Below are 16468 nucleotides of genomic sequence, written 5' to 3'. Positions count from 1 at the left end.
ATTGATTTCAGAATACAGAAATTAAGCTCAGCAAAAAAAAAAAACCTGTCTACTCTCATGCGGATGGCAGGTTTTTTATTTGTTTTCCTTTTTTTGTTTCCACCTTCGTAGGAACCTACCCAAAATGATTTCGGATTCCGAAAGGCCAGTGTAAGTAGCAATTCCAAAATACAAAATAACCGCAGGAACCATCGAAAGAGATAAACTCAAACGACTGAGATTGGCATAACTCAGACCAAGTGTGTTGGTTCCCCAATTTTGTAAGTTTGGTTTGATCACCCATTCTGAAAACAAAAGCCAAAAGAAAAGTCCAAAGAGTGCAGGTACCATTTTCAAAATTCGTTTCCCAACAGTCACAAAAGGAATTCGTACTTGGTGTGCTTTTAAATAATACAATAATAGAGATGAGGTCACAATTGCACTTAAGGCTGATGCAAGGGCAATAGCAGAGTGTTTTAAAAAAAACATCAAACTAATACTCACAACCACACTTAAAACAAAAGAAATCAATTGGATACGAAGTGGAGTTTTTGTATCGGAAAATGCATAATAGGAAGAAACAAGTACTTTGTTGATGCTGTAAAATGGGATCGCAAGTGAATAAAACACGAGTGGGAAAAATGCGGTGAGTGTCGCAAGATGGTCCCAACGTCCCCCGTAATAGATAGAATCCAAAACCGTTTCTCCAAGAACCGCCAAACCAATGCTTGCTGGTAGTGTCAAAAAAAATGCAAACGATAATACATCCGCAATTTCTTTAGGAACATTTTCTTCCCTTCCTTCTCTTAAATCTTTGAGTAAAGAAGGAAGGATGGTAGTCGCAAGAGCAACTCCAATGATCCCTGTGGGGAGTTGGACGAGCCTCTGGGAATAATCCAAACTAACAACAGCACCAAGTCCTGGGTTTTGGTTTTGTATGTAGTTGGCAAGAAAGATATCCACAAGGAGTCCAATTTGGTAAAAACTCCCGCCAAGGGCCGCAGGTAACATGAGTTTAAAAATTTTTTTGATGGCTGGGTGTTTGAAATCCAAACGAAAGATGGGACCAAATCCATTTTTGTAAACAAACCATCCTTGCACAAGGAGTTGTAATACCCCACCACAAACAATCCCGTAGGCAAGGTAAAACACTCGGTCCTTAATTTCATGGTAAAAGGGAAACACAAACAGAAATACTGCCAAATAACTAAAGTTAAGGATGATCGGGGATAATGAGGGAACAAAATATTTGTGATGTGAGTTCGAAATCGACATAAAAATCGAAGATAAACTTGCTGTCATGATGAGAAAAAATAGAACTAACGAAAGTTCTACTACCAAATTCCCATATTCGGGTGTACCACCCACAAGAGTGGGCAAAAACTGAGCCGCAAATAGCCAAAAAAAGGCCACAAAAAGTGACAAACAAAGGAATAGAAAACTAAGGACAGTTCCTGCCATCACACGAGCTTCCATCACACCCATTTTTTCGTACTCGGAAAAAATAGGCATAAAGGATTGGCTTAAGGTTCCTTCTGCCAGGAGGTTTCGAAACATATTGGGAAGTCTGTAAGCAACACTAAAGGCAGATGCCACCATTCCTGTTCCAAAACTAACAGCCATAAAGTGGTCACGGATGAGCCCTAAAATTCTTGATAAGAATGTATAAAAAGATAAAGCAAGGGATCGTTTTGTACTCGATTCGTTCCCAGGGACTTTGTTTGTCATACGACCAGATTTTAGATTGGATTTAATTTTTCAAGAAAACGGATAGAACCGTTGGGACTCAACTGGAACTGCGTTTTACAACTTGGACATTCATGTTTACCAAATTTAAATAACCTTAGCCTTGTCCCACACACTTCACATTGGATGATCCTTTCGACAGTCTCCAATTGTTTGGTTTTCGATTGGATGTAATTTGGAATTTTATCCAATTGGGTCGACTCAACTACGGAAGTTCCTGATTTATAATGGGAAAATCGTCTTTCCAATTCGGAACTCAATGATTCTTTGATTTCCAATCGGAGTTGGTTTATTTTTTCTTCGAGTACAACTTCCATGGGAGAAGGAGTGGTTTTTGTTTCAGATGTTTCGTCTTTCAAAGATTCTAAAGTAGAAACAGGTTCTTTCTCTAGGTTCGATTTTCCGTCTTCTCTCGACTTACCTGAAAAATAAAATCGGATTTTGTTAGTTTCTGATTTTGTTTCCTCTCCCAGTTTTTTATGATCGAAAGTTTGTGAATGGGAAGTAGGTTCTTTTGTACTTGGTTCCATTCCAGAAACATCCATCTGCAATAAGAAGGATTCAGCCGCATTATGACTTCGAAAGATAGGAAATTTATCAAAAAGACCTACCAATTTTAATACATCTTCTACTTCCGATTTTAATCCATAAATCGCATACACTGCATTTGATTTCACAATCTGTTTGTGAATTTTGACAAGGGTACTAATTCCATTCGATGTGATGAATTCAAGTGATCCTAATTGGAATAAAAATTTTCGATACCCTTTGTTCAATTGTGATTCGAAGTAACGATAAAAATCATCAGCACTACTTCCGTCTAAACCACCTTTTAATTGAATGGAAAATACTTTGTCTTTTGATTCCATAATTTATCCTAAGAAAATTGCATCTCTAACTGTATTTGTTTCATTTGGCCGATCATTCATTTGGTCAATCACCGGTCCACCAGGCAGTACTTCAACATCGGGTGAAGGAATTGTTGCATTACCTTCTATAGATGGATTTTCTTCCTGCACTTCACTCACGGCTTGGATGGAACTTTCCACTGGTTCTAATGTTTTTTTCTGAACAAAAGGTAAGGTTTCCCCTGATTCTTTTTCAGTTAACTGGTCTTTTGTAAGGACTAAGGAATACACAACAAATGCCCCAGTTAGGAGTAAACTCACAACAAGTGCAATCAGTAAGTAGTTCAATACCATCCATTCCACAAGTTTCCATTGGTTTTGAAATAATAAACCTAAATTCCCACGTTCATACACAAGGATCACAAGTCCCGATACATCCAAAGTACCTGGTTTGTACAATGGTGTTGTCAAACGAACTGTATTTGATTTTGCTAATGGAAGGTAGTTTAAAACCCATTCAAAACCATCTCGAACTTTCGGATCTCGTTTGGAATTGAGAATCGGATTTTCACCGTTTTCTGGCTCAGACCATTCCCATTTTTTCATTCGAATGCCCTTACGAAAGAATGTAGATTTTGCTAACTCTTCATCAGGTTTTCGTTTTCGGAGTTCTTCCAAAGTATAAATTGTATCAGTGGAAACAAGCAATGTGGCATCAGGAGCATACAAACTAATCTTTAAAAAACGAAACTCTTCTGGATCATTTTTTGATTGTTCCACATAACGATGGAACATCTTTTCAATTTCCACATAACCATCGTTATTCAATCTTTGCTCTGCACTTTTTGCGAGTGCAAGGCTTAAGTCCCTTGCTCTGTGGTCAGAAATAAACTGTTCTTGGACAAGTGCATTTTGTAAGGACTCATAAAATGTCCAAACCACCCCACTCAGCGCAAGGGTTTCCGAGAGGATAAAAAAGAGTATAAAGGATAGAAAAAAACGTGAATATTTCATGGATCCCCCTTTTACTTTTCGGCCAAATCCATAAAAAGGACATAAGAAATTCGAGGTTATGGGAGAAGGGAGAGGAAGTGTTTTGAGAATCGGTACACAAATTCTTTTCGTTTTTCGGGATACCCTTCGGAAAGTCCCAAGGCAGATAAAGAAACCATGTCCTCAGACCTCGCCCCACATGGGTTGATGAGAGAAAAGGTAAAGAGGGAATTGATTCCATTTAAGGCAAAACCAAAACTTGTGAAATAAGATTTGGCATAAATCCCTTCTGAGATCAGTTTTTTCTTCGAATCCTTCGTATACAAACCTGGTGACTTTGGATTCTCTTCCACCTCCAAACCCCAAGTATCTTTTACAGCGACCACCAAACTTTCGTTCAAGTTTCTCAAAAAATCTCCTAAACTTAATCCCCTTTTTTTTAAATCAATGTGGAGGTAACCGACAATTTGCCCTGGTTCATGGGCGGTAAAATCCCCACCTCTTGGCAGACTGACAAAGTCCACACCAAGTTCCTTAAGTCTCACCTCCGGTACCAAAAGATTTTCCGCTTTCGCACCTATGCCCCCTGTCAAACATGGACTGTGTTCTAAAAAGAGCATGGATTCTCTTCGATTTTTCCTGGCATTTTCCTGGAAATCCAAGTATCGTTGGTACGGAACAATTGAAGGAAACAGATAGGAAGGTAGTCCTTTTTGATGGAGAAACTTTTGCATGCGATCCTTTGGATCCTCGAAAAATCACCGAATGGAAGAGCCCGCTTGGATTTGGCGAAGCTCCTTTACTATTCGGATGGTGTTCATTTCCAAAAACATGCGGAAATGATCACAAGAGGAGACTATATCCACTTAGAAGACTCACCTTACCCCGTCAAACTGAACGAAGCCCTTTTGTTTTTAAAAGAGAAAGGCCATATCGATGTAGTTCCGAAGATTGAAGGGAACGGTATCCAAGGATTTGCCCTACGTTTTCTCAAACCAATGGAAGGACTCATCCTTTCTAGGGAAGAAAAACGAGTGATGATGAAAGTTGTGGAAGCCTTCCGGGGACGAGTGGTAGACGAAAACCGCCATTATCCCAATTTATATGAAAATTATGTCGTTACCCCCCTATTTGATTCCATTCCGTTTTCAGTCGCAAGGATCAATACGAAAATCCACATCCTTGTACAAAAAAGCCTTTTGAATCTATCGGGCAAAATGTTTAGAGTTTTATTTGAGAGGTCAGAATGATCATCACTGTTTGCAAAGGCAAAATCCATAGAGCCGTCGTTACCGAGGCTGAACTCCACTACGAAGGTAGTCTCACTGTTGACCTAGACTTAATGGAAATGGCCGGTATGAAACCGTATGAACAAGTGAGCGTGGTGAACGTGAATAACGGTGCCAGATTCGAAACCTACCTCATCGTGGGAGAAAGGGGTTCGGGAACCATTTGTTTGAATGGAGCTGCAGCACGGCTTGGGATGAAAGGGGACAAGGTCATCATCATCACTTATGGCCAAGTGGAAGAAAAGGAGCTCCCAAGCGACTACAAACCGAAAGTTGTCTTCGTGGATGAGAACAATCGGCCGAAAAAAGCCTAATTTCCCTAATTTTTCTAGGGCATTTCTTCGATACTAACTGTATAAACCAAATTGGTAGTCGGAACATGAACAAAACAATATTCGCTCTTTCATTCACCCTCCTCACTTGTGCACTTTTTGCCCAAGAATCAGGGAACCAACAAGGGACACAAGTTTCCGCGGCGTCTTCCAAGGACAATAGGGACTTATATCCACTATCCATGTATGATGCAAGGATCCGTTTAAAGAACGTAAGTTTTGTTAGACGACATGCAGACACAGGGAAAGGCGAATTTTTAGATGTCCAAATAGAATTGGAATCAAGAGTTCCAGAAGACAATGAATATTCGATTTTTGTATTAGCTGGTTTTGAAGGGGACCGAGTGAACCAAGATGAAAGAAGACTTGTTCCTTACCCTGCTTGGCGTAAAGCAGACCCTGAAAAAGACGAACGAACATTATACTTCTCTAACATCATGCCAACTCCTTTCACTGCGAAAGAAATTTGGGGTGAAGAAACATATGCAAAGAAAAAAGCAGAAATGGAAAAACGCCATTTTGCTGGTTTTGAAGCAGAAATGCCAGAACCTACATTTACTGAAGTAGTTGATTATCTTTGTAAAAACAATGCGAAGGCACTCCCCTTCACTCTGTTTGGTGAAACTGGACCTTCAAAAGAAAAACAAGTGATTTATAACTACGTGGCCCAAACTGCTGATGAAAAAAAGCGTCAAGTACACGAAACGTTACCAAAACACACGTATACGATTTACAATAACAAATACAAGACAACGATTACAAGCCACCACTACACTCAGTACAGACCAAATTTCCTGAGTTTTAACAAAGTAGCAGTTCTCGTGTTTGATACAAAAAAACCAACAAACAGTTTGTTATTCCGTAAGTTCATTGATATCTCTGATTTAAAAATTACTTACTAAGCAAACATTGTATTCTGTTCCAAATCTCCAAGGCTAAACACGAGTCTTGGAGAGAAAGCCTACCCCACTTTTTATCCAATCATTCTTTTTCCCAAATATCCCACAAGAGACATCGTTTCGGTCGAGAAATTGATGGATCTGAATCTTAAAAAAACAGGATTAGTGGTCTGTGCCTTCTGGGCGGATTGGGGGGAATTGTTCCGATGCACGAACCCTCCACTCGTCCTCAGGGTGGTTTAGGTGCAACCATCCATTGGCAAAGTCCCAACGACCGTCCAAATCCAAAAAATCCCAGAAAATTGCCTGGTTCATGTATTTGTAGGTGTCGAGTAAATCGAGCAGGTCCCTTCGTTTGCGGGGGGTATTGTCCATTCTGTTCCAGTTTCGGCAAACTCTAGTCCAGGTCGACGTTTTTTATGGACAAAACCAGGTCTTTCTGCCGAAAATGAAACAGACATGGCAATCACGAAGGAAAAAAAAGCTGACTTCAATGACAAATTGGTAGATTTCAAAAACTACCTAGAAGAGTTAAAAAAAGAAGCCAATATTTTCAAAGTACAAGCCAAAAAAAGTAAGGACATGGAACCTTATTTTAATATCTCCCTTGCGATCAATTCCATCAAAACCATTAACACCTGTATTGTGATCAATGAACTTTCCACTGCCATCTTAGAGATCAATAATAACAACTACTTAGAGACTGCCAGAAAAGAAATTTATAACTGCATCTCCTACATTGAAAAAACAGTAGGGAATAATGTGGATGGTTCTTTATCCGAAAACAAAGAACAACTTTCGAAAATTGAAAGGTTCACACCAACCCAACGATTGAATCTCATCAAAGGTTTACTGCAAGCGATGAAAAAAACAGTAACAGCCTTCGGTACAAATTCGAAATGGAAATGGTCATGGCCTGATATCAATTTCCGTGTTGCCGCTTGTACGAAGAATTTATTTGATTTTATTGCGTATGAAAAAGAACAAGATTTAGAAAATCCTTATTATTATATCCGTAAGGAACATTTTAATCTCATCATCGAACTTGCCAACCAAGCGGCGCAGGACTATCGTTCCAAATTTGAAATGTCAACACAGGATTCCACAGATTTGAAACATTCTGTGGAAATGTTGGAGATGAACCGTAAAATATTCCAAATTACGGGCGAAACAGAGGATTTGGAAAAAACCAAAACACTCATTGAGTCCTTCCAACAAAAGATCGCCGACCTCGAATCCGACGATAAAAAGAAAAAAAAGAAACAATAATCGACGTTTTTCCCTAGAATATCCAGTCTAGTTTATAGAAAGGTTATACGTTTCAAAAGGAGATTTCGAAATATGGCACTTACAGAAATCAATGACGCCAATTTCAAAGCAGAGACTGCAAATGGCGTGGTTTTAGTAGATTGTTGGGCAGAATGGTGTGGACCATGCAGAATGGTGGCTCCTGTTCTTGACGAACTTTCGCAAGAAATGGCGGATATCAAAATTACAAAACTCAATGTTGATTTCAACCAAAAGACAGCGCAAGAGTTGGGAATCCAATCCATCCCTACCCTTCTACTCTATAAAGATGGAGTTTTAGTAGACAAAGCAATTGGTGCTTTACCAAAACCGCAAATTAAAAAATTTATAGAAAATCACAAGTAGGAAATAAATTATCCCCTAATGGTCAGTTCCGAACCGAATGGTTTTACAGCACTCCCTAGAGGGGGATATTTAGTCGATACATCAGAAGGGTACATCCAATTTGGATCCCCTCCTGAGACAATTAAGGACACCATGGGGCTCGAAAAAAAGACCCCTTTGGTGTTTGTCCTCCCCAACAAGTTCTTCCATGTGGAAAAAGGCATTTCCATTGCCGAACTTGAATTCCCCATTTACTTCAATTTTTTCTTTCGTGGTGGCAAAAAAACCTTCATCATCTGTTCTGCAGAACAAAAAGAACAGCTAACTATTGTTCTTGGGGAATCCCTGATGGGACCACAAGAAGTAAACTTATCTTCCGAATTCATCGATGGTGCTGAAAGTTTTGGTTTCCCTGACATCAAGGCAGAAATGGCTTACTTTCGTAGTTACAAAACGATGGAAGAGGTGGTAGAGTTTGTTTTATTTGATGACTCCCACAAAGCAAAGTTTGGTGGCATCACCATCGAACAACTACCTTCCAACGAATTCCTAGTTGTGGATGGAGAGAAAAAAATCAAAATCCCTGGCGAAGTGGACTTCCATGTCAAATATGATATTGGAAAACGATTGGAAGAACCATTCCAACCACCGCTCATCGGAATCACTTGCCTTGGACCATCACATGGATTTGACCCATCCGACAACACATCCGGTTTTATCATTTGGCTGAATGGACAAGGGATTATGGTGGATCCTCCTGTAAACTCAACTGAGTGGTTACGAGAATCGAATGTAAATCCTAAGTTCATCAACTCCATCATCCTCACCCACTGCCATGCAGACCATGATGCTGGAACCTTCCAAAAAATATTAGAAGAATCCAAAATCACCATTTATGCAACGGCAACCGTGATGGAATCTTTCCTCAAAAAATATTGCAGTCTAACAAAGATTCCACGAAAAGAAATCACAGATTTATTTGATTTTATCCCAGTTGTCATTGGTAGACCAACCATCATCAATGGTGGTGAATTTTATTTTCATTATGCACTGCATTCGATTCCGTCCGTTGGGTTCGAATTTTTTTTCCAAGACCAATCCTTTTATTATACTTCAGACCATTTAAATGATCCCGAAGCCTTCGAAGATATGTACAAAAAAGGTGTCTTACCAGAAACTAGATACCAGTTCCTCAAAGACTTTCCATGGGATCGTAAAATCATTTACCACGAAGCAGGAGTCCCTCCCCTTCACACCAAAATTAGTTATTTGGCATCCCTTCCAGAAGAAGTACAAAAACGAATCACGGTATATCACATTGCCGCAAAAGATATGCCAAAGGGAAACCACCTAACTCTTGCTAAGTTTGGTATTGAAAATACTTTGTATCCGGAAATCACTCCTCCTAAACACCAGGAAGCTTTCCAACTCCTTGAAATCTTATCACAAATTGATATTTTCTCTGGTTTCCCCATCGAAAAGGCAAAAGAGTTCTTACAAATTGTCAAAGAGGAACGATTCCGACGTGGGGAACAAATCATCAAAAAAGGAACCCATGGAGATCGCTTTTTTATCATTGCTTCTGGGAACGTCAGGTTCGAAGGGCTTTCCAGTGACCACTCGGCTGTCAAACGATACGGAACCTACGAATACTTTGGGGAAGCCTCTCTCATCTTAGATACCGTGCGCCAAGCAGATGTGTATGCTGAAACCGACGTGCTTGCCCTCACCATTGAAAAAACACGTTTTTTCCAATTCATCCGTGGATCCAAACTCCACGAAAACCTAATCAAATTGAATAGCATCCGAGAGACCAACACATGGAAAACCCTAACGGAATCCCAAACATTCCGAGGGCTCACCAGTTACCAGGTTACCCAACTCGAACTCATACTGAAACTGGAAACCGTGAAAAAGGAAGCAGTTCTCATTGAAGAAGGCCAAACCTTTCAAAATGCCTACATTGTTCGCTCAGGCACCGTTGTGGTCATGCAAAACCACAAAACGATCAGAGAACTCGGTGCTGGTGATTTTGTAGGAGAAATTTATTCACTCACCAAAGGCCTCCCGTCTCATTTCAGTTTCATCGCTTGGCCAGGGACGGAACTTTACGTTCTTTCCCAAGAAGACGCCATCCAGTACATCAAGAAAAATCCTGGTGTCTACATGAAGCTGAACACTGTTTATAATTGACCTCATTTCGCCATTTCTGTAACATTTCCATATCAAGGAGTCACAAATTTTATGGAGCGTATCCTCCCCTTTACTGAAGAACACCACCAATTCCGCGAGATGGCTCGGAAATTTTTTGAAACAGAAGTAAAACCTCACCACGAAACATGGGAAAAAAACCATATCGTACCCAAAGAAGTATGGAGAAAGGCCGGTGAAAACGGACTTCTCTGCCCCGATGTACCTACAGAATACGGTGGCTCTGGAGCTGACTTTCTGTACAACATCATCATCATCGAAGAATCTTCTCGTGTTGGAAACAGTGGATTTTTTATCTCTTTGCACAATGACGTGATCGCTCCGTACATTTCGACCTATGCAAGTGACGAACAAAAGAAACGTTGGTTGCCAAAATGTGCTTCAGGAGAATCCATCCTTGCAGTTGCGATGACGGAACCTGGTGCAGGATCTGATTTAAAATCCCTTCGTACGAGTGCAGTCGATAAGGGTGATCACTTTGTTGTTAATGGACAAAAAACCTTCATCTCGAACGGTCAATTAGCAGACCTCATCATCACTGCTGTGAAACATGATAACGGAACCATTTCCCTTGTTATGATTGAAGAAGGAATGAAAGGTTTTGAACGCGGTCGTAATTTAGACAAGATCGGACTCAAAGCCCAAGATACTTCTGAATTGTATTTTAATGATGTGATTGTTCCTAAAACAAACCTCATCGGCAAACAAGGACAAGGGTTTCGTTACCTCATGCAAAAACTTGCACAAGAACGTTTAGTTCTTGCAGTTGCAGCAGTGGAAGCAACAAGACTTGTGCAAACCATCACTCTGCAATACATCAAAGAAAGAAAAGCATTCGGTCAAAAGATTGGGTCTTTCCAAAACACAAAATTCAAAATGGCAGAAATGGCAACTGAGTTAGAAATGGCACAAGTATTCTGTGACAAAGTGGTCATGGAACACATGAAAGGTGAAAACACTACTGCTGAAGCTTCTATGTGCAAATGGTATGCAACAGAAATGCAAAAACGCCATACCGATGAATGTTTACAATTCTTTGGAGGATATGGTTATATGATGGAGTATCCAATTGCAAGAGCTTACCTAGATGCAAGGATCCAAACCATTTATGCAGGAACCACTGAAATTATGAAAGAAATCATTGGTAGAAGTTTAGGTCTTTAGTTCCAACAAAGATTTATCAGTTTCAAACTGAAACCAAGCGAATGTCTTTTAGAGAACCCGGTCAAATGACCGGGTTTTTTTGTTTTGTAAAACAGACAATCTCTACAAATTAATCTTTCAATTCTTCCGCACCTACTCCCACCGAATCTTTCCTTAAATCGGATGTGAGTCGCATCGAACAAAAATGAGGTCCACACATCGAACAGAAATGAGCTTTTTTCATTCCATCTTGTGGTAAGGATTCATCATGATACGACCTAGCAAGTTCTGGATCAAGAGAAAGGGCAAACTGGTCTTCCCAACGAAATTCAAAACGAGCCTTGCTAAGTAAATCATCCCTTTCTTTAGCACCAGGGTGGCCTTTGGCAAGATCTGCGGCATGGGCAGCAATTTTATAAGCAATTACCCCATCTTTTACATCTTGTTTATTCGGTAGACCCAAATGTTCTTTTGGAGTCACATAACAAAGCATAGCTGTTCCATACCAAGCAATCATCGCCGCACCGATGGCAGAAGTGATATGGTCATATCCAGGAGCAATGTCAGTCACGAGTGGTCCCAGCGTATAAAATGGTGCTTCCATACAAATCTCTTCCTGTAACCGGACGTTTTCCTGGATGAGGTGCATAGGAACATGGCCTGGTCCTTCCACCATCACTTGGATGTCATCTGCCCAAGCTCTTTTTGTCAGTTCTCCTAAGGTTTTTAATTCCGCAAATTGGGCTGCATCGTTTGCATCATTGATACATCCTGGACGCAAACCATCACCTAACGAATAAGAAACTCCGTATTTCTGCATCACTTTGGAAATGGCATCAAAATGTTCATACAGAAAGTTTTCCTTCTTATGGTGGTTACACCACTTCGCTAAGATGGAACCACCTCTGGATACAATTCCTGTGATACGTTTTTCAGTCAGTTTGACGTAATCGCGCAACACCCCAGCGTGAATGGTAAAATAATCAACACCTTGTTCTGCTTGTTCTTCCAGTGTTTCTAAAAATACATTGATGTTTAAATCTTCTACTTTTCCTTTTACCTTCTCTAAGGTTTGGTACAAAGGTACGGTTCCAATGGGAACAGGAGAATTGCGAATGATCCATTCTCTAGTTTCATGAATGTTTTTGCCTGTAGACAAATCCATCACAGTATCAGCTCCCCAATGTAAAGCCCAACGGAGTTTTTCCACTTCATCTTCAATCGAAGAAAGAATCGCAGAATTTCCTATATTAGCATTAATTTTCACTAAAAACTTTTTCCCGATGATCATGGGTTCGAGCTCTAAATGGCGTTTGTTTGATGGAATAATAGCTCTACCAATTTTTACTTCATTCATCACAAATTCTGGCGACATTCCTTCACGTTTCGCCACGTATAACATCTCTTCTGTGATGATATCTCGTTTTGCATAATAGAGTTGGGAAAAATTTTGATCTCCCCTAGATTCACGAGAACTGATCCAAGATTTGCGTAATTTGGGGATACCTTGTTTATAATCGTATGTTTCTTCATGAATACAAAACATACCTTCTGTGCGGTAACCTTTGTATTCGGTTCCATTCGATAAAGGAATGGTTGTTTCAGGGACTTTGATTTCTTCGATTTGGTTTGGATTCATGAGACTTCCTTGGCCGGAATCTCTGATGTTTGGTTTTTTGAAGAAGAAAAGGTGTGTAACTTTTGTTAATTGATGCTGGACCAATCACCAAACGAATTTGGCTCTTGCAAAATTACGTTCCGTTTCCCTTCGCAAGCATTACCAAGATCAGGTTCAAAAAGGGTATTTCTCAGCCGAATTTTTGGTAAACCAAAAACCTTAGGCACCCCTAACGGTTATCTCTTATCCTATAGGATTCAAATTTTTTGACAACAAAATATTCAATTGTTCTTTACGGTTTCGCAACATTCCCTTTTGTTTTATTTTTTCTTGGTAAATACTTCGCTTTCATTTGGTTGTATTTCACTTTGGACAGAATGTTTTTTTCCCATTCCTTGGGGAATTCTTCCCCAACAAAAAACCGAAACAATCGATAGACAAATGACATTTGTTTCCAGTACACAAGGTTTTTTGCATCTCTGTAAAGATTTTTAAATCTTTGGTTTGTTAAGAAACTTTTTTTAACAATTGGGTATTTTTCAAGTAATGTTTCGAATATAAATAATGTATGATCTCCTTCATAATGGTGTTCGATAATTTTTTCCATCACCATATTTGCTGAGCTGATATCTTTTGATAAAAATACCCAAAAAAAAGTAGAGTTATAATAATATTCACAAAACATTACATCATCTGCATTTTGTAATTCGGAGATCACTCGGTCATTCCCCGTATACATACTTTGATCAATGAGAAGGAACCGACTGATAAAATTATCTCCCATTTTTAACATGGTATATAAAATTTCAAAATGTTGTTTGGCTTCCTTGATTGCTTTTTCTTCAGAAATTTTTTCTGCTTTTGTCGATACAATCTGGTAAATTTTCACATATTCTAGTATAGGAAACATTTCATGAGACAAAGTAGATTGGATGGTTTCTAGATATTCAATTTGAGGGAGGTAGGATTTGTTTCTTAATTCATCAAATTTTGTTCCCACTACCTTTTCTTTCATTTCTAAGAAACCATTCTTTAAATCCGGCTTCAATTCAATGAGCTTAGGAATGATTTTTTCTTCAAAAAAAGAAGAGTATTCTAATTCTTTTTCTATAGCTTCAGTTGTATCATAATAAATCCAACCAAGAGTTGGTAAAAAAAAGTAAATTTCGGAATTGGCAAATCCACCTTCTAAATAGTTTACCAATTCATCAACAAACACATCCTTGGTGGAAAATGGTGTCTCGAATTCGCTTAACATTGTTTTAATAATGGATATGGGAGGAGAATTTAAATTTTCTACTGGAATTTGGTGGAAGTCACTTGTTTCCTTTTTACAATTATCAACTAAAAAATTCTGTATGTTCACAAAAGATCGGGCTGCAATCGCGTTATAAGCAAAAGCATACTTTTCTTCAATCCTATCACCCGAATAAGAAACAACTGCAAGTTCTACTTGGAGTGGTTCGAATAAGTTTGAAAAAGAAGGAATTTCATTTGCTGAAGGTTCTTCCTCTTTACGAACGAAATAAAAAATAGGCATAGCCAAATCGTTATCCAAAAGATTTTGAATGAGTGAGACCATACCTTTCCCATATACCTTCAGTTCATTTTCTTTAATGGTATCGGAATTGAGTTGGAAAGCAAAATAACTCTGATTGAGATCTGGAACACATAACTTACGTAAGGTAGACAATACCTTTGCCGCCTGGTCAGTTAACATCAGTTCACGTTTATGGGAGTCAAACAAACGATCTAAAAAAATGGGTGTGTATATTTTCAGTTGGTCTAAGCGAGAAACTCCCGAAAGCCGGAATAACGTCATAAATCCACCTACAAACTTGAATGGAACAAGCTTATTATCTTAAAGATGGATTCAATTTATATAGAATTATTCTAAATTACAATTGGAATTTTAGAATATAAGTAAAAACGAATTTTCGAATGCTACAAACCAAAGATCTAAATATGTGGGAAATCATTCGAGGGTATGAATTTGTCTTATCCGAACGTTGTTTTTTTTATGCTCAATTCAAAACACGATTTTGCCTAACCATCCGGTTGATGTACACTTGAAGGTCTTGTTTGCCTTTTGGTCCCATGGCAGTAAATTGGACACCGTAAACTCCTGATTCTTTAGATTTTTTGCCAATTTGTTTGATCACACCCTTTGCCAAAAAATCTGCCAAATCTCCAGGAAGTGCGACAAGGATTTCCACTGTTTCATTCATATCCCATTCATCAAAATGGTTAGGGGCCACAATTCCCACCCCACCCATACTAATGTCACTTGCATGTAAAACATCTAATAACGCCGTTCCCATCAAATGGATCTCAACGGGTTCGTTTTCTAGGGGTTTTACGCGGACATATTTCCGTTTTTCTTGGATAGGAGCCATATGTGAAATTTGGCACGGTTTTTCCTCCTTGTAAACTCGGAAATTCTCTGCTTCCCACTTGTTAAGAAAACGTAGACCGAACTCCGATATATGGTAAAATAGGACCCTCATGAGAAATCGTACACTCACAATCCTTCTAATTCTGGGAACAACCTTGTTTTCCCCTAACCGAATGGACGCAGGTGTTACCTGTTCTGGGGATGCCTGTACGATTTTACCAGCCTCCATCCAATCCCAAATCAACAATTTAGACCAAGCCCTAAAATTACAGTACACAGACAAAGTTCTAGCAACGATGTCGGAAGCAGCGGTTGTCTCTAACATCAATTCTTCCATGATGGGACCTGGGCTTGTGAACAGATTCCAAGTAGGACTTGGTGTATCCCTCGCGGGCCAACAAAAAGAAGACATCAACGTAGCGTACCAAAACTTAAGTTTTCAAAAATTACCAAATGTGGGTGCATCACTTGCACCTAACTTTGTTGTTGCGGTCAACTTAGGATGGCTGATGGGTGGTGGACCTTCTGATACAGAACCAGAACTCAAAACCTTTTTACATCGATTTAATTTGTATTTACATGGTTTTAAATTTAACTTTGCCCAAGGTGATGTACAAAAAGCTATCGAAGCACAAAACAAAAATGTAGATTTAGGGGGAGACATCACTTCCGGTGGATTTACCCTTCGTTACCATTTAATTGAAAACTATTCTGACGGAATTGGACTCTTTGAGTTTTCTGGAATCTCCATGGGACTTGGATTACATTACCAAAGGCAAGTCATTGATGTCACTTATAACGACAACAAAACACAATCACTGACGTTAGGTCCCGCTGTTGGTACTTGGGGAGGTTCCACTACCTTCAATTATTCGAGTACAGTCACAAGTGTACCCATAGATATCCGTACAGGATTTCGTTTGTTTTACTTTTTTACTCTATTTGCAGGAGGGGGAACTTCTATGAATTTTGGAAGTTCCACTCTAAACTTGTCACGTTCAGGACCTCTTGTCCTTGCTCTTGATTCCAATGCAATTTCAGCATCCTTGTCTCCAGAGATTGCAGCTCTTATCCCTACCTCTGCACTTGGCCAAACGAAGACAGGAACACTCACCATGAATATCAGCGGAAAGGCACAAACACCTAACACCACTAACTTTCTCATTGCAGGTGTGGAAATCAATGCACTCATCACCAAACTCACTGTCGAAGCTGTCGTCGCACAAAATGTCCAATCTGTTATGGTAGGGGCAAAATTTACCTTCTAAGAGACTCTTTGGCATTCTTTTTGCATCTTACTGATTGATTCCGTTTTAGAACCAGTGCAGGCATTTCCTGACACGGATTGTTTAAGTTCTAAGCAAAATGCAAAAGTTTTAGGAG

The 16468-nt window shown here is 39.3% G+C and carries 16 protein-coding genes and 1 riboswitch; of the genes, 8 read left to right on the top strand and 8 right to left on the bottom strand.

The genetic code is table 11. The features are described 5' to 3' along the window. Positions 1-75 precede the first annotated feature (75 nt). The 4 genes from murJ to lipB are packed head-to-tail and all read right to left on the bottom strand — an operon-like array spanning position 76 to position 4300. Positions 76-1707: a murein biosynthesis integral membrane protein MurJ gene (gene murJ / locus ND855_RS05045; protein WP_265357447.1), complete on the bottom strand. Its 1632-nt coding sequence runs from the start codon at positions 1705-1707 to the stop codon at positions 76-78. 11 nt (positions 1708-1718) lie between these two features. Next, positions 1719-2594 (bottom strand): STAS domain-containing protein, encoded by an 876-nt coding sequence (locus ND855_RS05040; RefSeq protein ID WP_265357446.1) that lies wholly within the window; start codon positions 2592-2594, stop codon positions 1719-1721. Positions 2595-2597: 3 nt separating this feature from the next. Beyond that, complete coding sequence (locus tag ND855_RS05035) at positions 2598-3587, bottom strand: LIC_12071 family protein (protein ID WP_265356261.1); 990 nt, start codon at positions 3585-3587, stop codon at positions 2598-2600. Positions 3588-3643: 56 nt separating this feature from the next. Then, entirely contained in the window at positions 3644-4300 is a 657-nt protein-coding gene (gene lipB, locus ND855_RS05030) for a lipoyl(octanoyl) transferase LipB (RefSeq protein ID WP_265356262.1), read from the bottom strand. Between lipB and ND855_RS05025 the strand changes: the two genes are divergently transcribed. The 3 genes from ND855_RS05025 (at position 4283) to ND855_RS05015 (ending at position 6089) form a co-directional block, all read left to right on the top strand. Then, complete coding sequence (locus ND855_RS05025; protein ID WP_265357445.1) at positions 4283-4816, top strand: type II toxin-antitoxin system antitoxin SocA domain-containing protein; 534 nt, start codon at positions 4283-4285, stop codon at positions 4814-4816. The two genes, lipB and ND855_RS05025, sit on opposite strands and share 18 nt — an antisense overlap. Continuing rightward, positions 4813-5169: an aspartate 1-decarboxylase gene (panD, locus tag ND855_RS05020; RefSeq protein WP_265357444.1), complete on the top strand. Its 357-nt coding sequence runs from the start codon at positions 4813-4815 to the stop codon at positions 5167-5169. Before ND855_RS05025 ends, panD begins: the two co-directional genes overlap by 4 nt. 65 nt (positions 5170-5234) lie before the next feature. After that, positions 5235-6089: a hypothetical protein gene (locus ND855_RS05015; protein WP_265357443.1), complete on the top strand. Its 855-nt coding sequence runs from the start codon at positions 5235-5237 to the stop codon at positions 6087-6089. Positions 6090-6248: 159 nt separating this feature from the next. Here ND855_RS05015 and ND855_RS05010 read toward each other — a convergent pair whose 3' ends face one another. Beyond that, positions 6249-6461, bottom strand: a complete 213-nt coding sequence (locus ND855_RS05010; protein WP_100727515.1) for a hypothetical protein — start codon at positions 6459-6461, stop codon at positions 6249-6251. Positions 6462-6545: 84 nt separating this feature from the next. Between ND855_RS05010 and ND855_RS05005 the strand changes: the two genes are divergently transcribed. Genes ND855_RS05005 through ND855_RS04990 form a run of 4 tightly spaced genes read left to right on the top strand, consistent with a single transcriptional unit; the run spans position 6546 to position 11093 of the window. After that, positions 6546-7355 carry a hypothetical protein gene (locus ND855_RS05005; RefSeq protein ID WP_108958931.1) on the top strand — a complete coding sequence of 270 codons (810 nt, stop codon included), beginning with the start codon at positions 6546-6548 and terminating at the stop codon, positions 7353-7355. A gap of 45 nt (positions 7356-7400) precedes the next feature. Then, on the top strand, positions 7401-7739 hold the full coding sequence (trxA, locus tag ND855_RS05000) for a thioredoxin (RefSeq protein WP_081431668.1): 339 nt from the start codon (positions 7401-7403) through the stop codon (positions 7737-7739). Positions 7740-7757: 18 nt separating this feature from the next. After that, complete coding sequence (locus ND855_RS04995; protein ID WP_265356265.1) at positions 7758-9911, top strand: cAMP/cGMP-dependent 3',5'-cyclic-AMP/GMP phosphodiesterase; 2154 nt, start codon at positions 7758-7760, stop codon at positions 9909-9911. Positions 9912-9962: 51 nt separating this feature from the next. Next, entirely contained in the window at positions 9963-11093 is a 1131-nt protein-coding gene (locus tag ND855_RS04990) for an acyl-CoA dehydrogenase family protein (protein WP_265356266.1), read from the top strand. Positions 11094-11202: 109 nt separating this feature from the next. Here ND855_RS04990 and thiC read toward each other — a convergent pair whose 3' ends face one another. The 3 genes from thiC to ND855_RS04975 all read right to left on the bottom strand — a co-directional run bounded on the left by thiC (position 11203) and on the right by ND855_RS04975 (position 15086). Beyond that, positions 11203-12711, bottom strand: a complete 1509-nt coding sequence (gene thiC / locus ND855_RS04985; protein ID WP_265357442.1) for a phosphomethylpyrimidine synthase ThiC — start codon at positions 12709-12711, stop codon at positions 11203-11205. 107 nt (positions 12712-12818) lie between these two features. Further along, positions 12819-12931, bottom strand: a riboswitch (TPP riboswitch). Positions 12932-12982: 51 nt separating this feature from the next. Continuing rightward, positions 12983-14512 (bottom strand): hypothetical protein, encoded by a 1530-nt coding sequence (locus ND855_RS04980; RefSeq protein ID WP_265357441.1) that lies wholly within the window; start codon positions 14510-14512, stop codon positions 12983-12985. Positions 14513-14714: 202 nt separating this feature from the next. Then, entirely contained in the window at positions 14715-15086 is a 372-nt protein-coding gene (locus ND855_RS04975; protein ID WP_265357440.1) for a PilZ domain-containing protein, read from the bottom strand. A 109-nt stretch (positions 15087-15195) separates the two neighbouring features. Between ND855_RS04975 and ND855_RS04970 the strand changes: the two genes are divergently transcribed. Then, on the top strand, positions 15196-16353 hold the full coding sequence (locus ND855_RS04970) for an Lsa36 family surface (lipo)protein (protein WP_265357439.1): 1158 nt from the start codon (positions 15196-15198) through the stop codon (positions 16351-16353). The last annotated feature ends 115 nt before the right edge of the window (positions 16354-16468 follow it).

This window comes from Leptospira paudalimensis (assembly GCF_026151345.1).
Lineage (GTDB): Bacteria > Spirochaetota > Leptospiria > Leptospirales > Leptospiraceae > Leptospira_A > Leptospira_A paudalimensis.
This window is presented reverse-complemented; position numbering and strand designations above follow the sequence as displayed.